The organism is Streptomyces malaysiensis subsp. samsunensis, assembly GCF_024519315.1.
GTDB lineage: Bacteria > Actinomycetota > Actinomycetes > Streptomycetales > Streptomycetaceae > Streptomyces > Streptomyces malaysiensis.
In genome coordinates this window covers 185,029-205,165 of sequence record NZ_JANIIC010000008.1, presented here as the reverse complement: position 1 = coordinate 205,165, position 20,137 = coordinate 185,029, and the positions used below count along the sequence as shown (strand labels likewise).

General features: G+C 71.4%; 18 protein-coding genes. 9 read left to right on the top strand and 9 right to left on the bottom strand.

The window, feature by feature from the left end; translation table 11 throughout:
• Window positions 1–62: 62 nt before the first annotated feature.
• Together NQU54_RS10095 and NQU54_RS10090 are read right to left on the bottom strand one after the other, a co-directional pair.
• Complete coding sequence (locus NQU54_RS10095) at window positions 63–1,307, bottom strand: IS630 family transposase (RefSeq protein ID WP_257630750.1); 1,245 nt, start codon at window positions 1,305–1,307, stop codon at window positions 63–65.
• A gap of 459 nt (window positions 1,308–1,766) precedes the next feature.
• The gene (locus NQU54_RS10090) at window positions 1,767–2,339 is read right to left on the bottom strand and encodes a TetR family transcriptional regulator (protein WP_257630749.1); all 573 of its coding nucleotides are present in this window, start codon (window positions 2,337–2,339) and stop codon (window positions 1,767–1,769) included.
• Window positions 2,340–2,446: 107 nt separating this feature from the next.
• On the opposite strand from NQU54_RS10090, the gene NQU54_RS10085 reads away from it, so the two are divergent.
• The 4 genes from NQU54_RS10085 to NQU54_RS10070 all read left to right on the top strand — a co-directional run bounded on the left by NQU54_RS10085 (window position 2,447) and on the right by NQU54_RS10070 (window position 5,220).
• Window positions 2,447–2,986, top strand: coding sequence for a cupin domain-containing protein (locus NQU54_RS10085; protein WP_257630748.1), 540 nt, complete (start codon window positions 2,447–2,449; stop codon window positions 2,984–2,986).
• Between the two features lie 217 nt (window positions 2,987–3,203).
• Window positions 3,204–3,797 (top strand): carboxymuconolactone decarboxylase family protein, encoded by a 594-nt coding sequence (locus tag NQU54_RS10080; protein ID WP_257630747.1) that lies wholly within the window; start codon window positions 3,204–3,206, stop codon window positions 3,795–3,797.
• A gap of 334 nt (window positions 3,798–4,131) precedes the next feature.
• Window positions 4,132–4,371 carry a hypothetical protein gene (locus NQU54_RS10075; RefSeq protein ID WP_257630746.1) on the top strand — a complete coding sequence of 80 codons (240 nt, stop codon included), beginning with the start codon at window positions 4,132–4,134 and terminating at the stop codon, window positions 4,369–4,371.
• Window positions 4,372–4,461: 90 nt separating this feature from the next.
• Window positions 4,462–5,220, top strand: a complete 759-nt coding sequence (locus NQU54_RS10070; protein ID WP_257630745.1) for an HAD family hydrolase — start codon at window positions 4,462–4,464, stop codon at window positions 5,218–5,220.
• Between the two features lie 77 nt (window positions 5,221–5,297).
• On the opposite strand, the gene NQU54_RS10065 is transcribed toward NQU54_RS10070, so the two are convergent.
• Entirely contained in the window at window positions 5,298–5,606 is a 309-nt protein-coding gene (locus NQU54_RS10065; protein WP_257630744.1) for a hypothetical protein, read from the bottom strand.
• A 168-nt stretch (window positions 5,607–5,774) separates the two neighbouring features.
• Between NQU54_RS10065 and NQU54_RS49730 the strand changes: the two genes are divergently transcribed.
• The gene (locus NQU54_RS49730; RefSeq protein WP_069870586.1) at window positions 5,775–6,158 is read left to right on the top strand and encodes a cold-shock protein; all 384 of its coding nucleotides are present in this window, start codon (window positions 5,775–5,777) and stop codon (window positions 6,156–6,158) included.
• 257 nt (window positions 6,159–6,415) lie between these two features.
• Here NQU54_RS49730 and NQU54_RS10055 read toward each other — a convergent pair whose 3' ends face one another.
• From NQU54_RS10055 to NQU54_RS10040, 4 genes are all read right to left on the bottom strand, one after another.
• Window positions 6,416–7,282 carry a 1,4-dihydroxy-6-naphtoate synthase gene (locus NQU54_RS10055; protein WP_257630764.1) on the bottom strand — a complete coding sequence of 289 codons (867 nt, stop codon included), beginning with the start codon at window positions 7,280–7,282 and terminating at the stop codon, window positions 6,416–6,418.
• Window positions 7,283–7,290: 8 nt separating this feature from the next.
• Window positions 7,291–8,121: a futalosine hydrolase gene (mqnB, locus tag NQU54_RS10050; protein WP_257630743.1), complete on the bottom strand. Its 831-nt coding sequence runs from the start codon at window positions 8,119–8,121 to the stop codon at window positions 7,291–7,293.
• 214 nt (window positions 8,122–8,335) lie between these two features.
• Complete coding sequence (locus tag NQU54_RS10045) at window positions 8,336–8,842, bottom strand: hypothetical protein (RefSeq protein ID WP_069870582.1); 507 nt, start codon at window positions 8,840–8,842, stop codon at window positions 8,336–8,338.
• Between the two features lie 140 nt (window positions 8,843–8,982).
• Window positions 8,983–10,695: an MFS transporter gene (locus NQU54_RS10040; RefSeq protein ID WP_306278536.1), complete on the bottom strand. Its 1,713-nt coding sequence runs from the start codon at window positions 10,693–10,695 to the stop codon at window positions 8,983–8,985.
• Between the two features lie 168 nt (window positions 10,696–10,863).
• Between NQU54_RS10040 and NQU54_RS10035 the strand changes: the two genes are divergently transcribed.
• Window positions 10,864–11,769, top strand: a complete 906-nt coding sequence (locus tag NQU54_RS10035) for a DUF3027 domain-containing protein (RefSeq protein ID WP_069870581.1) — start codon at window positions 10,864–10,866, stop codon at window positions 11,767–11,769.
• Window positions 11,770–12,776: 1,007 nt separating this feature from the next.
• The gene (locus NQU54_RS10030) at window positions 12,777–16,229 is read left to right on the top strand and encodes a sacsin N-terminal ATP-binding-like domain-containing protein (RefSeq protein WP_257630763.1); all 3,453 of its coding nucleotides are present in this window, start codon (window positions 12,777–12,779) and stop codon (window positions 16,227–16,229) included.
• A 6-nt stretch (window positions 16,230–16,235) separates the two neighbouring features.
• Here the strand turns inward: NQU54_RS10030 and NQU54_RS10025 are convergent, their stop codons facing one another.
• Together NQU54_RS10025 and NQU54_RS10020 are read right to left on the bottom strand one after the other, a co-directional pair.
• A complete protein-coding gene (locus NQU54_RS10025) occupies window positions 16,236–17,054 on the bottom strand; it encodes an SAM-dependent methyltransferase (RefSeq protein ID WP_257630741.1) in 819 nt (272 codons plus the stop codon).
• A gap of 456 nt (window positions 17,055–17,510) precedes the next feature.
• A complete protein-coding gene (locus NQU54_RS10020) occupies window positions 17,511–17,789 on the bottom strand; it encodes a DUF2530 domain-containing protein (protein WP_069870577.1) in 279 nt (92 codons plus the stop codon).
• A gap of 202 nt (window positions 17,790–17,991) precedes the next feature.
• Between NQU54_RS10020 and NQU54_RS10015 the strand changes: the two genes are divergently transcribed.
• Together NQU54_RS10015 and NQU54_RS10010 are read left to right on the top strand one after the other, a co-directional pair.
• Entirely contained in the window at window positions 17,992–19,461 is a 1,470-nt protein-coding gene (locus NQU54_RS10015) for an NCS2 family permease (protein ID WP_079258033.1), read from the top strand.
• A gap of 210 nt (window positions 19,462–19,671) precedes the next feature.
• On the top strand, window positions 19,672–20,133 hold the full coding sequence (locus NQU54_RS10010; protein ID WP_257630740.1) for a MarR family winged helix-turn-helix transcriptional regulator: 462 nt from the start codon (window positions 19,672–19,674) through the stop codon (window positions 20,131–20,133).
• Window positions 20,134–20,137 lie beyond the last annotated feature (4 nt).

The following is a 20,137-nucleotide window of genomic DNA, read 5'->3' as shown; positions in this document are numbered from 1 at the left end:
CTCGTCGGCTACGAAGTTAGGCGAGGCTAAGTGATCGGCTCCGTAAATCCTTCGGGGGTTGATCATGTTGCTGGTGCGGCGGAGGATTCTTCTGGGTGGTCGGTGGTGTGCCGGTCGAGTCTGGCCAGTAGATCGTCCAGGTCGGAGGTGGTGGACGGCTGTGCTGTGGCGTTGTAGCGGTCTTCGAATGCTCGGAGCCGGTCTGCGACCTGGGTGAGGTCGGTGAAGTCGTTGAGCGAGACGACCTTGCGCTGCACGACGGAGAAGTAGATCTCCACTTGGTTTAGCCAGGAGGCGTGTACCGGGGTGTGGACCATCACCGCGTTCGGAAACGCGGCCGTCAGACGGGCGGCGGCTTTCTGGCCGCGGTGGGAGGAGCCGTTATCGACGATCCAGAACACGCGCTTGGCACTGGCGTAGGGTTCGGCGGTCATGACCTGGGTGACCAGGTTCATGAACGGGTTGATGCCTGTGGTGGGTTCGGTGCGGCCGAATACCTTCGCGTGGTGGACGTCGTAGGCGGCCAGGTAGGCCAGGGCGCCGCCGCGGCCGTAGGTGTGGTTGACGCGCATTGCCCTGGCCTGACCGGGGGCGAGGGTGGGGTGGCAGCGGCAGCGGGCCTGGATGGAGGTCTTCTCATCCGCGCTGATGACGTACTCGTCGTCGCCGAGCCCGATGCCCTGCCAGGTGCGGGCGTACAGGTCCAGTACCCGCTCGGCCTTGAGCTGGAAATCAGGGTCGGCGATGAAGATCCAGGAGCGGTACTGCCAGGGCTTGAGCGCGTTATCGGCCAGCCAGCGGCGCACGGTGGAAGCGGAGACCGAGCCGGCAATCGCCCGGGCGACGACCTCGCGGGCCAGTTCCGGGCATGACCAGCGGGCCAGTGGCACGCCGCTCTCGGCGGGCAACTGGCAGGCCAGGGCCTTGGCCTGGGCTACCTGCAACGCGGTGAACACCGGTGGCCGCCCCGACCGCTCGCGGTCGCTCAGACCGGCCAGGCCCTGCTCGGCGAACCGGCCGCGCCAGCACCGGACCGTGTCCACATGCAGGCCACTGTCACGGGCAATGCGCGCGTTGGAACGTCCCCGGGCGGCGTGCAGCACCACTTGCGCGCGCATCCGCAGCCGGTACTCGCTCTTGTGGCCGTAGGCCATCAGCTTCAGCCGCTTGCGCTCGGCGGCACGTAGAACAATCGGGCGGGCAACAGCGACAGGCAAGGCAGGCAGACCGATCGGCAGAAGTGGATCATTGGCAGGCCGAAGCCTGCCGCATCCGGTGACCAGCCACTCGGGCAGGATGGGTGCCATGCCCACGCCCTCGGAACACACCCGCCTCTCCCTGGAGGCACGCCTCAGCGAGCGCGCCCGCACCGCCTGGCCGCAACTTTAACCAGAGTGGCTACGCGGTCGGGGTCGCCGGCCTCGGCTATGGCTTCAGCCACCCGTGCCAGGACCCCCACCTGCCCAACGGGGGCGATGATGGAGCAGGCGATGGCCCAGCGCGCTTGACCAAGGCAGTCGCGCGATCGAGGTCGCCTGCCTCGGCTACGGCTTCAGCGCGTTTGCTCGTGCTGGATTTCCGTTGCTACGAAAGATGATCCTGCACGCCAGGTAGGACGTGCCCGCCAGCTCAAGCCTAGTTGATCACGCAACTTGGCCCAGATCCCCCAGTCACACCACTCGTTTTGACACACCCGCCACCGGGTGCCAACGCTTGACCACAGCGGACAGCCCCAGTCCCATGCGCGGATCGCAGAAGAGGACGGTCTAGCTCAGGCTGGCTGCGGCGCGGGCGGTCCGGTCGAGTTCGCGGTGGGCGAAGCCGGCGAACCTGCGATAGGTCGGGCTTGCGGCCCAGCGCGCGTATGCCGCGCCGAACGCCGCGGTGCCGGCCAGTCCGGCCAGCTCGGCCGTCCCGGCGGCGACGCCCCGAGCCTGCAGCGCTTTGGCCATCGTCTGGGCAAGCGCGGCGCGCTTGAGCACGGCCCGCTCGTGCAAGGTCGCCGAGGAAGCGATCAGGCGTTGACGGGTCGCGGCATGGCGGTGCCGGTCGGCGTCGAAAACGGGGTCGGCGGCGAGGACCGCGGCACGCACGAGCTCGAGTGGCGAGGCACCTGCCGCGCCGTCCGCGATGGCCTGCCGGAAGGTGTTGGCGAGCAGGTCTTGGCCCCAGAACAGCACCTCGGGCTTGTCGGGGAAGTGGCGAAAGAAGGTCGCCTTGCTCAGTCCGGCGCGGCCGGCAATCTCGGCGGCCGACACCGCCTCGAATCCGCGCTCGGCGAACAGCTCAAGGGCGGCGTCCTCCAGCCGTGCCTGTGTGTCCGGTTGCCAGCGGGCCATGACCCCACTATAGCGGTGCATTGCGACTCGGTCTCGTCACCGTATACGGTGTTGAGACCGAGACTCATCACTGGGTCTTGTTTGGACGCATTCGAGGAGAGCACAGCATGACGGTTCGCCGGGTCGTCACCGGGCACGACAGCGAGGGCAGGTCGCGCGTGGTCGACGACCAGAACGTGGAGCCGATCACCTCTGCGCTGACGCCCGGCTTCGCCGCTTACCGACTGTGGGGACGAGACGAGCCGCCCACGTTCCCGGACGACGGGTCGCCCAGCGGCGTCGAGACGTACTTCCCGCCGCGGGAGGGATCGCGCTTCGTGATCATTACGCATCCCCCGGAGGGAGTGACCCCACCGCCGGACGTGGACGCAGCCGCGGCTTCTGCCGAACTGGAGCGGCAGATGCCCGGCGTGATGGCCTCAATGGAGCCCGACGGCTCAGGGATGCACACCACCGACACGATGGACTACCTGATGGTCGTGCAAGGCGAGGCCACGCTCGAACTCGACGACGGCGAGCGAGTCGTGTTGCGGGCAGGCGACGTGGTCGTCCAGAACGGCACCCGGCACGCGTGGCGCAATTACGGGACCGAGCCCTGCACGCTCGTCGCTGTCTCGGTCGGCGCGGACCGCACGACAACCCGTTAGTCCCGCGCACCCCAGGGACATGGTCGGTCGGCCTCGAGACTCGATGCTCTCTACTGCCACCGCCTGAGTTGGCGGTGGCAGAGGAGAGCGCAGGACCGTTGGAGCAGCCCGAGGCGCAGGCCGGCATCAGAGGCGGACAAGGCCGGGAGGACCGCCACCTCGAACCTCTGCGAGATTCCGGCCAGCCTCAAACCACAGAAGCGAACGGAGAACACCAATGGCGGCCATAAATCATGATTTGGGCGGGCGTCTCCCGCTCGTCGACGCCACAGCACTGAGCCCAGCGCAACAGCGTTTCTACGACGCCGCGATGGCTGAGCAGTACCCGTGGTCTCTGGACGCGGGCTTTCAGTTCGTCACCGACGACCAACGTCTGATCGGGCCGTGCAACGCGTTCCTACGCCGTCCTGAGATCGCCGAAAAGTTTCAGGAGTTGGCCAAGGCCGAATCTCAGCACACGTCTCTGTCGCCGCAGCTGCGTGAGGTCGTGATTCTCGCGGTCGGGTCAGCCTGGGGCTCGGACTACGAGGTCTACGCCCACCGGATCCTGGCGCAGGCCGCAGGGATTTCCGCCGGCGATGCGGACACATTGGCCGCGGGTCGCTCCCCCGAGCAGCTCGGTCGCGAGGCAGAGCTTGTCTTTGCTCTCGTGCGTCAGCTGACCATTGAGCATCACATCGAGCAGACGCTCTACGACGAGGCCCTGTCCACCTTCGGCGAGCACGGCCTCTTTGACATCGCGGCGCTGATGGGCGTCTACCTCACTGTCAGTAGCGTTCTCAATCTCTTCGCCGTCCCCGCGCCTGAGTAGCCGGTCCTCTTCGACCTCACAGGATGCCGACAAAGTCGGTCGGCCGGTGCTGCGGTTGCGCGGATCAGCAGCCAGTGCCGTCCGGCCAACCCAGCGGGAGCGGGCTGCTCGGGTGGCGTGTCGTCCTTGGCCAAGGGTGTTTTCTGGTCGCTGGTGTCGATCAGGGCCAGTCGTACCAGCGGTGCACGTGAGCTTCCTGCCTGCCGACAGCCGCTGTCAGCCCGCGGCGGGCATGCTGACGGCGGCTTTCAGGCGGACGGCCTTCTCCTCGCGAGCACGGAAGCACAACACGAACATCGGGCTGAGGAATGGAGCACCCCCGGAATTTAAGCAGTTGCACGTCCGCCACCGCGGAGCCTTCGCCTACGTGGAGGGGGAACTGGCCGACGACGAACGGGTCAAGCTGATGCGGCTGCGCTACACCGGCGCCGTCGGCAGGTGGGGCCTCGCCCTCTACTACGCCAGCAGCGACCGCTACGAGGACTCCCTACTGCCCACCGGCAGCCCCACGGGCACCCCCGCAGATGCGCTCGACTGCGCCTGCCGACTCCACCTTGCCGCAGCTGACATCTGACCGGACACCGACCACAGCACCGCCTCCGAAGGCAACCCCCGAAGGATTTCCGGAGCGGACCACTAAGTGTATGGGGTGGACCAAGGCACAATGGCGGGCATGTCTTCGCAATCCGCTCCGTCCCCCGCCGCCACCACCGAACCGGGTCTCGCCGCGGACGCCGGGTCACACACGGTGACCGTCGGCTTCGACCTCGACATGACCCTCATCGACTCCCGACCGGGCATCAAGGCGACGTACGAGGCGCTCTCGGCCCGGACCGGCGCCTATATCGACGTCGACCTCGCGATCACCCGGCTCGGGCCGCCGCTGGAGCAGGAGTTGGTGCACTGGTTCCCCGATGAGCGCATCGAGGAGATGGGCGAGCTGTACCGCGAGCTCTACCCGGAGTACGCGATCCGGCCCACCCCGGCCATGACCGGGGCCCGTGAGGCGATCGAGGCCGTGCGGCGGGCCGGGGGCCGGGCTATCGTCGTCACCGCGAAGCACGAGCCCAACGCCAAGCTGCACCTGAGCCACCTGGGCATCGAGGCGGACGCGGTCATCGGCTGGCTGTGGGCCGAGGCCAAGGCGGAGGCGCTGCGGGAGTACGGGGCGACGGTGTACGTCGGTGACCACACGGGTGACGTACGGGGCGCCCGTACGGCCGGTGCGCTCTCCGTGGCGGTCGCCACCGGGCCCTGCGCGGCGGATGAGCTCCTTACGGCCGGCGCCGATGTCGTCCTGGACGATCTGACGGCGTTTCCGGCCTGGCTGACGGGCCACATGGACGGCCGTATGGACATGAGCGGCCGTATGGATATGGACGGTCGTACGGACATGGGCGGTCGTACGGCGACAGCGGGCTGATGGTTCCTGGCTGCCTAGGGCGTTTCAGCCCCTCGGGGTGTTTCAGCCCCTCAGGATGTTTCAGACCCCGGGCTGATTCACCCGGACGGCGGTACGGACGGCGGTGACACCTGGGCGGGCGCCGAGGCTTCCCGCCGCTGTGCCGCGATGGAGCGCAGCAGCCCGACGGTGGCGAGCGCGAAGCCGACGCCCATCAGCATGCATACGAAGTACGCCACCGACGGCAACGGATCCGCGCCCAGAAAGAGCGGTGCGACGGTGACGAGCGTGGCCACCGCTCCAATGGCGAAGACAATGACGCCGAACCGGATGAGCCGGTCGCCGGGAAGGGGCGCCTCCCGGGGGTGGCTGGGGGCGCCACCGTTGTGCGGGGTTTCATTACTCACCGGACCAGGGTAGATCCGTGCCAGAGCGCGCATAGGAACCACCCGGGTACGTCTTGTCACCAGGCTCGGGACCATTAGCCTTGGTGGTGGCGGGTCTTACGACCCGCTGTAGTGCTATCGAGAGCTGTTTTTCCGTGTTTTCCGACGAGCGACGAGGACGAGACAGACGTGCCTACCGGCAAGGTCAAGTGGTTCAACAGTGAGAAGGGCTTCGGCTTTCTCTCCCGCGATGACGGCGGCGACGTCTTCGTTCACTCGTCGGTGCTCCCAGAAGGCGTCGACTCACTAAAGCCGGGACAGCGCGTGGAATTCGGCGTGGTGGCCGGAAATCGCGGAGATCAGGCACTGTCCGTCACCATTCTCGAGCCGACCCCTTCCGTGGCGGCCGCTCAGCGGCGCAAGCCGGACGAGCTGGCGTCCATCGTCCAGGACCTGACCACCCTTCTGGAGAACGTGACGCAGCAGTTGGAGCGCGGCCGCTATCCCGACAAGGCCCATGGCCACAAGATCGCTGGCATGCTGCGCGCGGTGGCCGACCAGCTCGACGTATGACCTGATCCGGCGCGTGGGCGTATGACGCGCTGACGGTATGAAGCGCTGACGTATGACGCGTAGACGCCTGACGCACTGACGTATGAGGCGTAGACGTATGACCTGAACGGCCCGGCGGCACGTATTCCGCCCGGCATGTATGACGTTCCCGGATGGATACCCGCCAGGCCGAGCCTGACAGGTATCCATCAGCGGGAACCTGACGGGTATCCAGCAACGGGTATCCACCAACGGGAATTCGCCGGAACGCCGGAATGTCAGACGGCCTCCAGCGCCCCGGGGCCGAGGGGCGGCACCAGTCCCTCGGCCGCCGCGCGGGTCAGCAGCCCGCGCACCGCGGCGTAGCCGCTCTCGCCGAGGTCGGCGGTGAACTCGTTCACATACAGCCCGATGTGCTGGTCGGCGACGGCCGGGTCCATCTCCTGGGCGTGCTCCAGGACATACGTCCGCGACGCCTCCGGGTCGTCCCAGGCCATTCGCACCGATGTCCGGGCGGCATCGGCGAGTTCCCGCAGCCGCTCGGCGCCCAGTGAGCGCTTGGCGATGATCGCGCCGAGCGGGATCGGCAGACCGGTGGTCCGCTCCCAGTGCTCGCCCATGTCAGCCAGGCAGTGCAGCCCGTAATTCTGATAGGTGAACCGGGCTTCGTGGATGACGAGCCCGGCGTCGACCTCGCCGTCCCGCACCGCGGGCATGATCTCGTGGAACGGCAGCACCTTGATCTCGCCGATTCCGCCCGGCACCTCGGCGGCGGCCCACAGCCGGAAGAGCAGATACGCCGTCGAACGCTCGCTCGGCACCGCGACCGTCTTCCCCGCCAGGTCCTTGCCGGTGGGTTCCGGCCCCTCGCCGGGCCGCCGAGTGAGCACCAGCGGACCGCAGCCGCGTCCGAGCGCCCCGCCGCAGGGCAGCAGCGCATAGTCGTCCAGCACCCATGGCAGTACGGCGTAGGACACCTTCAGCACATCGAACTCACCGCGCTCCGCCATCCCGTTGGTGATGTCGATGTCGGCGAAGGTGACATCGAGCGCGGGCGCGCCGGGGACGCTGCCGTGGGCCCAGGCGTGGAAGACGAAGGTGTCGTTGGGGCACGGCGAGTAGGCGATCTTCAGAGGCTCGGTCAGGGGCTCAGTCACTGCCGGGTTCCTTCCGGGTCAAAGGTCCAGGTGCCGAGGAGGGGGGCGATGGTCGCGAAGGCGCTCGTGAGCGCCTCCATCGCCTCCCCGATCCGCCAGGCAGCGCGGTCGCGCGGCCCGACGGCGTTGGAGACCGTCCGTACTTCCAGAGCGGGCACGGCCTGGGCCGCGGCGGCCTCCGCCACGCCGAAGCCCTCCATGGCCTCGGCGACGGCGTGCGGATGGCGGCGCAGCAGCTCGGCGGCCCGTTCGGCGCTCCCGGTCACGGTCGACACGGTGAGCACGGTGCCGCGCACGGCGTCCGTCGCCTCGGCGACGGCGGCGACGAGCGGGGCGGGTGGGAGATGTTCGACGGTTCCGAAGCCCAGGTCGGTGACGGCGGCGAAGCCGTCGGGAGTCTCGGCGCCCAGGTCGGCGGCGACGATCGCGTCGGCGACGACGACGGAGCCGAGGTGCGTGGCGGCGGAGCCGGGGCGCGTGGTGGCGGGCGGCGCTGTGGTACGCGGCGTGGTGGCGGGCGCTGCCGTGGTGGGCGGCGCGGTGGTGAAGCCGCCGCCGATACCGGCCGATACGGCGAGGTCGTAGGGGGTGCGGGCGACCGCGGCCGCGGTCAGGGCGGCGGCGGTGCCGGCCGCCGCGGCCGCCGGGCCGACCCCGGCGGCCAGGACGTCCACGGTGAGCGGCCGCCCGGTGGGCGGCACCGGGCTCAGCCGGTGGATCACGCCGCCGGGGACGGGGAGTTCGGCCACCTCGGGGGCCGTGGCGGCGATGCCCCGTACGACGGCGTCCCGCTCGGCGGGTACGGCCGTGACGATCAGTACGCGCATCAGCGGCTCCCCCTTGTGACGGCTCGGCCGGTGCCCCGGCGTGTCCGGTCCTCCTGGCCTTCCCGGTGTGTCCGGTTCTCGCGGTGTCCTGGGTCCTCCTGGCGGGTACGGGCCCCGTACGACGGTGCCTCGTACGACGGGGTCTCGTCAGACGTCGCCTCGTCGGACGTCCCGCCCGGAGTTCCGTCCGGGGCTCCGCCCGGAGGGCCGTTCGTCAGGAATCCCGTTCCAGTGTGAACCGCCAGATGCCCTTGACGCCCTGGCTGCTCTTGCCGAGTTCGGCGATCGTGATCGTGACCTTCTTCTCGAGCGTGGTCTGGCCCGTCTGCGGGTTCTGCCGGGCGAAGAGCGTGTCGCTGTCGAAGCTGCGGTACGTCTCCTTGCTCGCCTCGGCCATGACCGGGTTGTTGGCGATCAGGCCCCAGCTGGACTTGGCGATCTCGGGGTCCACCCCGATCCGCACCTTGTCCCCGGGGGTCACCTTGATCGTCTTCTCGGGCTTGGCCGACAGGCAGTCCTTGAACTTCTGTGAGCTCAGGTCCTTGCCGTCCCCGTAGCAGCCGTTGCTCGCCTCGGCCGTCACGGTGTCCGAACCGACCGTCACCGTTGCCAGCGGGGTCGGCTTGTCGCAGGCGGAGAGGGCGACGAGCCCGAGGGACACGGCACAGGCGGCGGTGACGGCGCGGCGGCCCTTGCCCCTGGAAAACAGCGCAGCGGTCATGCGGGCAGGCTATCTGGCCGCCCCGATCGCCTCGCGCGCGGGTCGGGCCACGGTTCGGGGTAAGGGGCGGGTCACAGGCTCGCGTGCGGGGCGGGTCACAGGCTCGGGTGCGGGGTGGTCCGCTCGTGTTCCCGCGCCGGTCAGGCCACCCGTGGATACGGCGCCCCCTGCCGGGAGGCGCTCAGCAGCCCACGGACGCTCAGCGCCGCGCCCAGCGCGATCACCGCCGCGGCGACCGCCATCCCCAGCACCCCGTGGAGCGGCAGCGCGATGCCGATGGCGCCGCCGACGACCCATGCCATCTGGAGCGTTGTCTCGGAGCGGGAGAACGCGGAGGTGCGGACCTCCTCCGGGACGTCACGCTGGATCAGCGCGTCGAGCGACAGCTTGCCCAGCGCCTGGGAGATACCGGCGGTGGCCGCCACGGCGGCCACCGCCACCGCGCTGTAGAAGGCCGCCGATACGACGATCACGGCCAGGGCCGAGCTCAGCACCACCGCGATGATCAGCTCCGGGCCGCGCGCCCGCAGCCAGGCGCCGATCGCGGTGCCCAGCGCGTTGCCGCCGCCCGCACAGACCGCGGCCAGGCCGAGCGAGATCTCCGGGCCGAGCCCGCCCAGCGGCTGGTCGCGGAGGAGGAAGGCGAGGAAGAGGGTGAGGAATCCGGACAAGGTCTTCAGCGCGGCACACGCCTGAAGGGCGTGCAGGACGGAGGGGCCGACCGTACGGAGGCCGGGCCGTCCCGACCGGTTCCGCCAGAAGGCGGCCCTGCCCAGGGCGGTCCTGGCCCCGCCGACCCTGGCCTTGGGCTTGCGCACCGTCACCGGCAGATGCAGATGGTGCTGTCCCGAGGTCAGCTGCGCCTTGGCCTCACCCTTCGCGGAGTCCACCTTGTGCGGCAGGGTGAACGACAGGAATCCGCCCAGCAGGAAGATCACGGACGCCCCGTACAGCGGCCAGCCCGGACCGATCTGATGCAGCCCGGCCCCCAGCGGGGCCGCCACGCCGGTGGCCAGCAGCCCGGCCAGGGTCACCCGTGAGTTGGCCTTGACCAGGGAGAAGCGGGGTGGGAGCAGTCGTGGCACAACGGCGGAACGGACGACTCCGTACGCCTTGGACGCCACCAGCACGCCCAGCGCCGCCGGATACAGCTCCAGACCACCGCCCACCACCGCGCCCGCCATCGTGAGCGCGAGCACCGTACGGGTCAGCATCGCGCCCGCCATCGCCGCGCGGCGGCCGTGCGGCAGACGGTCCAGGAGCGGGCCGATGACGGGGGCGAGCAGCGCGAACGGCGCCATGGTGATGACCAGGTAGAGCGCGACCCGGCCGCGGGCCTCGTCGGTCGGGACCGAGAAGAAGATCGTGGAGGCGAGCGCGACGGTGATCAGCATGTCGCCCGCGGAGTTCACCGCGTGCAGTTCGATCAGCTTGCCGAGCCCCGACTCCCCGGCTCCATGGGCGTGGGTGGCCCGGCGGATGCCCCGCCCGGCCGCGGTGAAGGGGAGGCGGAGCGCGAATGGAAGACGGAGCGCGTGGACGACCCAGCGGCCCGACCGTTGGGTCGGGCCGCCGCCGTACCATCGCTTTTCTGCCACCTGACCATGGTGCAGCCAACACGGCCCGAGCGTCAGACCTTCGACGGCTTTCCGGATGGCGGCGTCGCAGAAGAGGACCGGCAACGCCCTGCTGTCCAGCGGAAATGCGGTTTTCCCGGGGTGGGCGGACGGGGGCCGCGCGGCGCCGGGGCGGGAGGCGGGCATGAGACGGGGGTAGGGGCGGCGCGGCCGGACAAGGTAGCGTGCGTAACCGCGCCACCGAGGGCCGTTCCTGGCCGTGTGCCGAGTAGCCATCCCGCAGAATGGGACGTACAAGGTGCGCCCCAAGGCCCGGATGGGGGCGGACGTCGACGCGGCCCCATGGTCCGCTCCGTCCGCGGTCCCGCGTTCCGGCCGTACGGCTGGCGCACCAGGTCAGACGGCTGCGACGGCGTGGAAGAGAGAATCGATCCTGTGAGTGCGATGCGAAGCCGTACCCCCGACCGCCTGTGCGCCGAGGCGGTCGAACTCGCCCGCGAGGCGGCCATGGAAGCCGCCCATCCGGGGAAGATCGCCGAGTATCTGGGCGCCGTCGCCGAGGGTGACCGCGTCGTCACGCATCTCTTCGAGAGCGCCGAACCGGGCTATCGCGGCTGGCGCTGGGCGGTCACGGTGACCCGCGCCTCCCGCGCGAAGGCCGTCACCCTGGACGAGACGGTGCTGCTCCCCGGCCCCGACGCGCTGCTCGCGCCGGAGTGGGTGCCCTGGAGCGAGCGGCTGCGCCCCGGCGACATGGGGCCGGGCGATCTGCTCCCCACCGAGGCCGAGGACCTGCGCCTGGAGCCGGGCTACTCGGGCGAGGACATCCCACCGCCCAACTCGGTCGTCTCGGAGGAGATGCAGCAACTCGCGGCGGTGGAGGATGCCGACGTCACGGCCGGCGCCCCCGCCGCGCAGACCGCCGCTCCCACCACCGGCTCGATCGCGGCCGTCGCGGAGGAGCTGGGCATGCGCCGCGCCCGGGTGCTGTCCCGCTACGGTCTCCACGTCGCGGCCGACCGCTGGGACGAGGCGTACGGCCCCAAGACCCCCATGGCCCAGGCGGCCCCCGGCACCTGCGCGTCCTGCGGCTTCCTGGTGTCCCTCGGCGGCTCGCTCGGGCAGGCGTTCGGGGTGTGCGCGAACGAGTTCAGCCCGGCGGACGGCCGCGTCGTCTCCCTCTCGTACGGCTGCGGCGCCCACTCGGAGGCGGCCGTGATGCCCAAGCCTCCCCGCCCGGCCCCGCCCGTCGTCGACGAAACCGTCGTCGAGCCGCTCCCCCTCCACCCGGACCGCACGGGCGGCTCCGTCGAGCCGGACACCCCACCGGAGGAACTGGGCCACAGCTGAGGCCGCCGCCCCGGCACCCCTCGCCGGACGCGCCGCCGTCACGAGGGCGGCCGGGAGCCCGCGCGGTCCCCGATCCACCGGGCGGGCCCCCGCGCCCGCGGCCCGCGCCCCTCGGCGGACGGCCTCGCACGACGCGTCCGGGCCGCGCCTGGCGCGGTACGCCTCTGACGCGTAAATAGAAGCGTTCCAAGGTCATCAAGCCCCGCACGCCTTCGATTTTCCCGTCCCACGGCGGGCGGCGAAGCCGCCCTGGGCCGCTGACCTGCGGCTGTGTGAACCGGCGCCGCTGCTGACTTGTCGGGTGATGGCTGTTGCCCGCCGTGGGGCGGGCTGGGGTCCTGCGGGGGCCCGGTGGGTGGTCTTGTGTGTGGTGTGGCCTGGCCGCGCCTGGCGCGGTGCGCCCTCGGCCTGGGGCTGTGGGGCCCAGGCCGCTGCTGACTCGCAGGGGGTGGCCGTTGGCCGCTGCCGTCGCTCCGGGCGGGGTCCTGCGCCCGGCGGGCGGTGCGGCGTGTCCGCGTTCCCCCGGTGCGTGCCTACGGTCCGCTCGCCGCTTCCCTCGTCGGGCCTCAACGGCGAGCCCGGCCGTATCCGTTCCGCCCCTGCGGCCTGCGGGTGCCCTCCCGGTGGCCTCCCGGTGGGGAGGGGCGGGCCGGTCCGTGCGCTTTCGGCTGGCGCCTGGAAGGGCCGGGGCGGCAGCGCCCCGGGGCGGCGGCGTGACGGCTCCCATGGCGGTGGTGTGAGGCTTGGTGTTGGCCCGAGATGGCGGGGGACCCCGCGGCGCGGGCCAGGCCGGTTCTCGCGGGGGAGGTGGGGAATCCGGTTGTGTGGGGCCCGAGGCGTCGTTCGGGCTCGGATAGCGGTACGTTCGCGGCTAGCAAGGGCGACACGCGAGAGAACGGCGAGCGCGGTGGGGTGATCCGCACCGCGGGGGACTCGACGGTGTGGCGCCGCGGCGCGGGACGGACCCCGACCAGGAACTCCGGAGGCAAGACGTGAGCAGCACGGCGATGGTGCGAGGCGCGACCGAGGACGTGGACCCGTTCGGGACCGCGCGGCTGCGGCGCGGCGTGCTGGACGCCTGGGCCGCGTCGCCCGCCCGGTTCCGGGAGGACGCCAACGCCGAGGAGGACCTGGCGCTGGGCGGCCACCGCGACCGGCTGGTCGTGGAGCTGGCCCAGAACGCGGCGGACGCCGCCGCCCGCGCGGGGGCGCCCGGACGGCTGCGGCTGACCCTGCGCCCGGCCACCGACGGCGAGCCCGCCGTGCTGGCCGCCGCCAACACGGGGGCGCCGCTGGACGCGGCCGGGGTCGAGTCGCTGTCCACCCTGCGCGCGTCGGCCAAGCGGGACGAGCCGGAGAGCGCGGTCGGGCGGTTCGGCGTCGGCTTCGCGGCGGTGCTCGCGGTGAGCGACGAGCCCGCGGTCGTGGGCCGCACCGGCGGGGTGCGCTGGTCGCTGGCCGAGGCGCGGGAGCTGACCCAGCGCGCCACCGCCGCCGCCCCCGGCCTCGCCGAGGAGCTGCGCCGCCGCGACGGCCACGTACCGCTGCTGCGGCTGCCGCTGCCCGCCGAGGGGATCGCCCCGGACGGCTATGACACCGTCGTGGTGCTGCCGCTGCGCGACGGCGCCGCGCTGGACGTGGCGGAGCGGCTGCTGGCCGGGGTCGACGATGCGCTGCTGCTCACCCTCCCCGGCCTGGCCGAGGTCGTGGTGGAGACGGTCGACGGCACCCGGACGCTGCGCCGCCGCCAGGAGGGCGCGTACACCGTCGTCGAGGACAGCGGCCCGCGCGGTACGACGCGCTGGCGCACCGAGAGCGCCGGTGGGCGGCTGGACGCTGAGCTGCTCGCCGACCGCCCGGTGGAGGAGCGGCTGCGCCCGGTGTGGTCGGTGACCTGGGCGGTCCCGGTGGACGCGGAGGGCGCGCCGACGCGCCCCGCGACCTCCCCGGTCGTCCACTGCCCGACGCCGACCGATGAGCCGCTGGGCATGCCCGCCCTGCTGATCGCGTCCTTCCCGCTGGAGCCCACCCGCCGCCACACCGCCCCCGGGCCGCTCACGGACTTCCTGCTGGACCGCGCGGCCGAGGCGTACACGACGTTGCTGCGCGACTGGCATCCGGTCTCGGTCGGCACGATCGACCTGGTCCCGGGCCAGCTGGGCCGGGGCGAGCTGGACGGGGAGCTGCGTCGGCGGGTGCTGGACCGGCTGCCGAGGGTGCCGTTCCTGCCGAGCGCCGCCGCACCGGCGGTGGGCGCGGGCGCCGAGGCCGTGGAGGGCTGGCTGGGCTCGCCGGACGCGCTCGGCCCGGACGCCGCCCAGGGCGGCCCCGCGGCGGGGGAGCCGGCCACCGCCCCGTCGGCGTCGCCCGCTCTCGCCGACTGGGACGACGATGTGCTGGCGCGCGGCGGCGCCGAGGGCGAGCCGTACGCGCTGCGGCCCCGGGACGCCGAGGTCGTCGAGGGCGCGGGCGCGGAGACGGTGGAGGTACTGGCCGAGCTGTTCCCGACGCTGCTGCCCGCGGGTCTCGAGCGCCGCTCGGAGCTGCGGGTGCTGGGCGTGGCCCGGGTGCCGCTGGGCGAGCTGATCGACCGGCTCGCGGGCGTGGAGCGCACCCCGGTCTGGTGGCGGCGGCTGTACGACTCGCTGGGCGGAATCGACCCGGACCGGCTGAGCGGGCTGCCGGTGCCGCTGGCGGACGGCCGGACGACGATCGGGCCCCGGCAGGTGCTGCTGCCGCTGCCGGGCGAGGCCGACGGCGATCTGGGCGACCTGGAAGCCGTGGAGATCGCGCGGAGAGTCGGGACCGCTGGGACTGTCGGGACCACCGAGACCGGCGGGGCCGGCGGGGCGGCGGAGACCCCCGAGCGCGGCGGTACGGTCGGCGAGACGCATCGCACCCTCGCCCGCCTCGGCCTGAAAGTTGCACATCCGGACGCCGCCCATCCGCTGCTGGAGAAGCTCGGCGCGACACCCGCCACCCCCCGCGCCGTGCTGACGACCCCGCAGGTGCGGGCCGCCGTCGCGCATTCGCTGGAGGCGGAGGACGAGTACGACCCGTTCGCCGAGGAGGGCGAGGCCCTGGGCGCGGCGCTGGACGCGGACACGCTGGCCGACACCGTCCTCGGCCTGGTCCAGCAGGCCCGGTTGGCGCCCGGCGACGAGCCGTGGCTGGCCGCGCTCGCGCTGCCGGACGAGGACGGAGAGCTCGCCCCGGCCGGTGAACTGGTCCTCCCCGGCAGCGCCTTCGAGCGGGTGATGCGGGAGGGCGAACTCGCCGCGTGCGACGCCGAGCTGGCCGAGCGCTGGGGTGAGCAGCCGCTGGCCGCGGTCGGTGTGCTGGCGGGCTTCACGCTGGTCAGGGCCACCGATGTGGTGCTGGACCCGGATGAACTGGAGCCGCGTGACGGCGACTTCGCCGAACCGGACGACGTCGGTGTGCTGGACGCCGTCGACGTGTGGTGCGAGGACGTGCTGGACCGGCTGCCACAGACGCCGGTACCGCCGGTGGCCACTGAGATCGTGGCCGTACGGGACCTGGACCTGGTGGACGACGACGCCTGGCCGCGGGCGCTGGCCATGCTCGCCCAGCCGCCGCTGCGCGACGCGCTGACCGCGCCGGTGCGGGTGCTGCTGCCGGACGGCACGACGGAGATCGTGCGCTCGTACACCGCGTGGTGGCTGCGCGGCCATCCGGTGCTGGACGGCCGCCGCCCCGCCGGGCTGCGCGCGGCCGGGGGCGATCCGCTGCTGGCCGGGCTGTACGAGTCGGTGGACGCGGCCGGGTTCGAGGACGAGCAGGTGCTGCGGGCGCTGGGGGTACGGACCTCCGTCGTCGCGCTGCTGGACGAGCCGGGAGGCGCCGCCGAGCTGCTGGCCCGCCTCGCCGACCCGGACCGCGAGGTGACCCCCGCCCAGCTGCACGCCGTCTATGGGCAGCTGGCCGATCTGGAACCCGAGCAGGTGACCCTGCCGGACGAGCTGCGCGCCGTCGTGGACGGTGAGCCGGCGGTGGTAGAGGCGGGCGAGGCGCTGGTCGCGGACGCCCCGGACCTGATGCCGCTGGCCGAGGCGGACGGCCGGGCGCTGCTGCCGGTACGGCCGGCGCGGGCGGCGGAGCTGGCCGAGCTGTTCCAGGTGCGGCGGCTGAGCGAGGCGTACCCGGCGCGGGTGACCTCACAGGGCGATCCGCATGAGGTGCCCGAGGCGGTCCGCGAACTCCTCCCGGGCGCCCCGCTGTCGTACATCGAGCACGAGGAGCTGCTGATCGAGGGCGCCGAGGGCGAGGCCGAGCTGGACTGGCGGTATGTGGACGGCACTCTGCACGCCTCGACGGTCGAGGGTGTCGCGGCCGGTCTGGCCTGGGCGGCGGGCCATTGGGCGCGCCGGTTCGAGGTGGCGGCCCTGCTGGAGGATCTGACCCGTACGGAGGAGCTGGCGCGGGCGCGCTGGTTCGACTGACGGACGTCAGGGCTTGCGCGCCACGCCCGCGAAGATCCACAGCTCCCTGGCCTCCGCCTCGGCCCTGGCCTCCTCGCTCCCGGGCTTCCAGCGGTGCGGCATCACCACGCCCGGATCGATGAGCTCCAGTCCGTCGAAGAACGGAAGGATCTGCTCCTGGGTGCGTCCCTGCACATGGATGCCGCTGCTGCGGTAGAGGGTGGTCACCGCGTCCGAGACGCCGGGGCGGGGGTCGAGCGCACCGTGCGAGAGCACGAGATAGCTGCCCGAGGCCAGCGGCTCGACCAGTTGCCGCACGATCTCGTACGGCTTCTGCTCATCCGAGATGAAGTGCATGATCGCGTTGAGCGACAGGGCGATCGGCTGGGACAGATCGAGGGTGTCGGCCAGATCCTCGGAGGCCAGGATCGCCCGCGGGTCGCTGACGTCCGCGTGGATGTAGGCGGTGCGGCCCTCGGGTGTGGAGAGCAACAGGGCCTGGGCGTAGGCCAGCACTATGGGGTCGTTGTCCGCGTAGACGACGCGCGAGGACGGGGCTACCTCCTGGGCGACCTGGTGGAGGTTGGGCTCGGTGGGGATCCCGGTGCCGATATCCAGGAACTGCCGGATGCCCGCCTCGCCCGCGAGCCAGCGGGTCGCGCGGTGCATGAATGACCGGTTGGCGCGGGTCCACGGCTTGACCTCGGGCCAGACGGCCTCGACCTGTTCGGCGGCGTGGGTGTCGACCGCGTAGTGGGTCTTACCGCCCAGGAAGTAGTCGTACATGCGGGCCGAGTGCGGCTTGCTGGTGTCGATCTCATCGGCACGAAAGCGGTTACCGGTCATATCCCTCACATTACTGATGAGTTGACGACCACAAGCCGGTAGTTCCCGAACAAAGTGCCCGTCGTGAGGCTTCCGCAACATTGTGAACGAACCGTGAAGATCGTGCAGTTGGCCCATCCGGCTCCGCCCGCGCGTCCCCGCGGCGGAGCCCTCATCTTTCCGTGTACGCCACAGACGGGTGAGCGGGCGCGCCACCAGGAGGGGAGCGCGCCCGCGCGCCGGGCCGGGGCGCCGGGCCGCCGCCGGGAACGGCGAGGTCCGGCGCCGCGCCATGCCGTGCCCTCGCGGGGCGCCGTCTGCCGTCCCGCGCGTGTCCCGCACGCCCGGGGCGGGCGCCGTTCCGGGTGCCGAGGGGGCGGGTGCGTCGGCCGTTCCGCATGCCAGGGGGGCGGGTCGGCTGTTCCGCGCGTTGGGGGGCGGGTGCGTCGGCTGTTCTGCGCGCCGGGGGCGGGTGCGTCAGCCGTTCCGCGCTTCGCTGTTCCGTGCCTCGTCGCTCCGCGAGCCGCGGATCGCCGCGTCCCGGGCCCGTACGTACCAGACGCCGAGCAGCCCGAGGCTGCCGCCGGCCAGACAGGTCCACAGCCACCACAGATGTCCGTGGTCGTCGAACCAGCCGTAGAAGGGCAGCTGGACGAGGAAGAGGACGAACCACACGATCGTGCCGCCGGTGATCGTGGCCACGACATTGCCCTCGAGGGGCTCCGGCGCCTCGTGCTTGGGGGTCCACTTCGTCATGGCCACAGCTTAAGGGGGCCGGTCGCGGGCTCGGCCGGGGTGGTGCGTGGGCCGGTCGGGGCGGTACCGGGGCGGTTTGGAGATCGGACGTTGATAGTTTCATACTGAATACTTCTGGGTCTGAGTGGAATGTCTTGTTCGATCATCCAAGATCCTCCAAGAGGACCCCACTGTTGATGTTCACGCACCACTGAGGTCCTTCATGTCCCCCTCGGCCACCGCGCCGGTCGGCGCCGGCGAGCAGCAGGCTCCGACTCCCCCCGCCAACGGCATCGACAAGTTCTTCAAGATCAGCGAACGCGGCTCCTCGCTCTCCCGGGAAATCCGTGGCGGACTGGCCACGTTCTTTGCGATGGCCTACATCGTCGTACTGAACCCGATCATCCTCGGGGCCGGAACGGACAAGTTCGGGCATCAGCTCAACAACGGTCAGCTGGTCACCGCCACCGCCCTGATCGCGGGCCTGACCACGCTGCTCATGGGGATCATCGGCAACGTCCCCATCGCGCTCGCCGCGGGCCTCGGCATCAACGCCGTCGTCTCCCTCCAGCTCGCGCCCAAGATGAGCTGGCCGGACGCGATGGGCATGGTGGTGCTCGCGGGTCTGGTGCTGATGATCCTCGTCGCCTCGGGGCTGCGGCAGCGGGTGATGGACGCGATCCCGTCCGGGCTGCGGCGGGCGATCGCGATCGGCATCGGGCTCTTCATCGCCCTGATCGGCCTGGTCGACTCCGGCTTCGTCAGCCGTAACCCCGACTCCGCGCACACCACCGTCCCCCTGGGCCTCGGGGTGGCCGGGCGGCTCCAGGGCTGGCCGGTGCTGGTGTTCGTGGTCGGCCTCGCGCTCACGTTCATCCTGATCGTCCGCAAGACGCGCGGCGCGATCCTGATCGGCATCGTGACCATGACCGTGGTCGCCATCGTGATCAACTCCCTGGCCCAGATCCCGGACGCCCAGTGGGGGCTGACCGTCCCCACGGTCCCGGAGAAGGTGGTCGACACCCCGGACTTCGGCCTCATCGGCCATGTCAGCCTCTTCGGCGGCTTCCATGAGGTCGGCCTGCTCACCGGCTGTCTCTTCGTCTTCACCGTGCTGCTCTCCGGCTTCTTCGACGCGATGGGCACGATCATCGGCGTCGGCGAGGAGGCCGGGCTGACCGATGAGCGCGGTCAGCTGCCGGGCATGGGCCGGATCCTGATGATGGACGGCGTCGCGGTGGCGGGCGGTGGCTTCGGCTCGGCCTCGGCCAACACCTGCTTCGTCGAGTCCACGGCGGGCGTCGGGGAAGGGGCGCGCACCGGGCTCGCGAACGTGGTGACCGGCGGTCTCTTCCTGCTCGCGCTGGTCTTCACCCCGCTGGCCAAGGTGGTGCCCTCGCAGGCCGCCACCCCCGCGCTGGTGGTCGTCGGCTTCCTGATCATGGCGGCGAACGTCAAGGAGATCGACTGGAGCGACTCCACGATCGCGATCCCGGCCTTCCTGACCATGATCTCGATGCCGTTCACCTACAGCATCACCAACGGGATCGGGCTGGGCGTGCTCTCGTTCCTGCTGCTGCGCATCGCCACCCGGCGGACCCGGGAGATCCCGTGGCTGCTGGGCGCGGTGGGGCTGTGCTTCCTGGTGTACTTCCTGCTCAACCCGATCGAGCAGGCGCTCGGCGTCTCCTGAGCCGAGGTCTTCCGAGTCGGGACCTCCCGATCCGAGGTCTCCCGGGCCGAGACATCCCGCTTTGAGCGCCCCGGACCAGATGTGTCCCGGGGCGCTCATGTGTTGCGCCACGCGTTACTACCCGGAGTCAACTCACTCGTTCGGGTGAAATAGAAATAGGGAAGTAACCAGGGTTTTCATTAGGCGAGGTAATGAGTTATGCTAAAGACCATGCCGGATCTGTCCCGCCCCCAGCGCCAGGCGGAGGCGCCCCCCGATGACGCGGCCGCGGTCAGCGCGCTGCGGTCCGGAGTGATGCGTCTGTCGCGGCGGCTCAAGCACCAGCGGGTGGACGAATCGCTCAGCCCGACCGAGATGGCGGTCCTGGGCACGTTGGCCCAGTGCGCTTCCGCCACCCCCGGCGAGCTGGCCCGTAAGGAGCATGTCCAGCCGCCGTCGATGACCCGCATCGTGGCGCTGCTGGAGGCCAAGGGACTGGTCAGGCTCGAGCCGCATCCGGAGGACCGGCGGCAGAAGGTCGTCTCGCCGACCGAGCGGGCAGAAGCCATGCTCGAAGAGAGCCGACGCAAGCGCAACGCCTGGCTGGCCGAGCTGGTCGGGGAGCTGACCGAGGACGAGTGGGACGTGCTGCGCGCCGCCGCGCCCGTGCTGGAGAAGCTCGCGCATATGTAAGAAC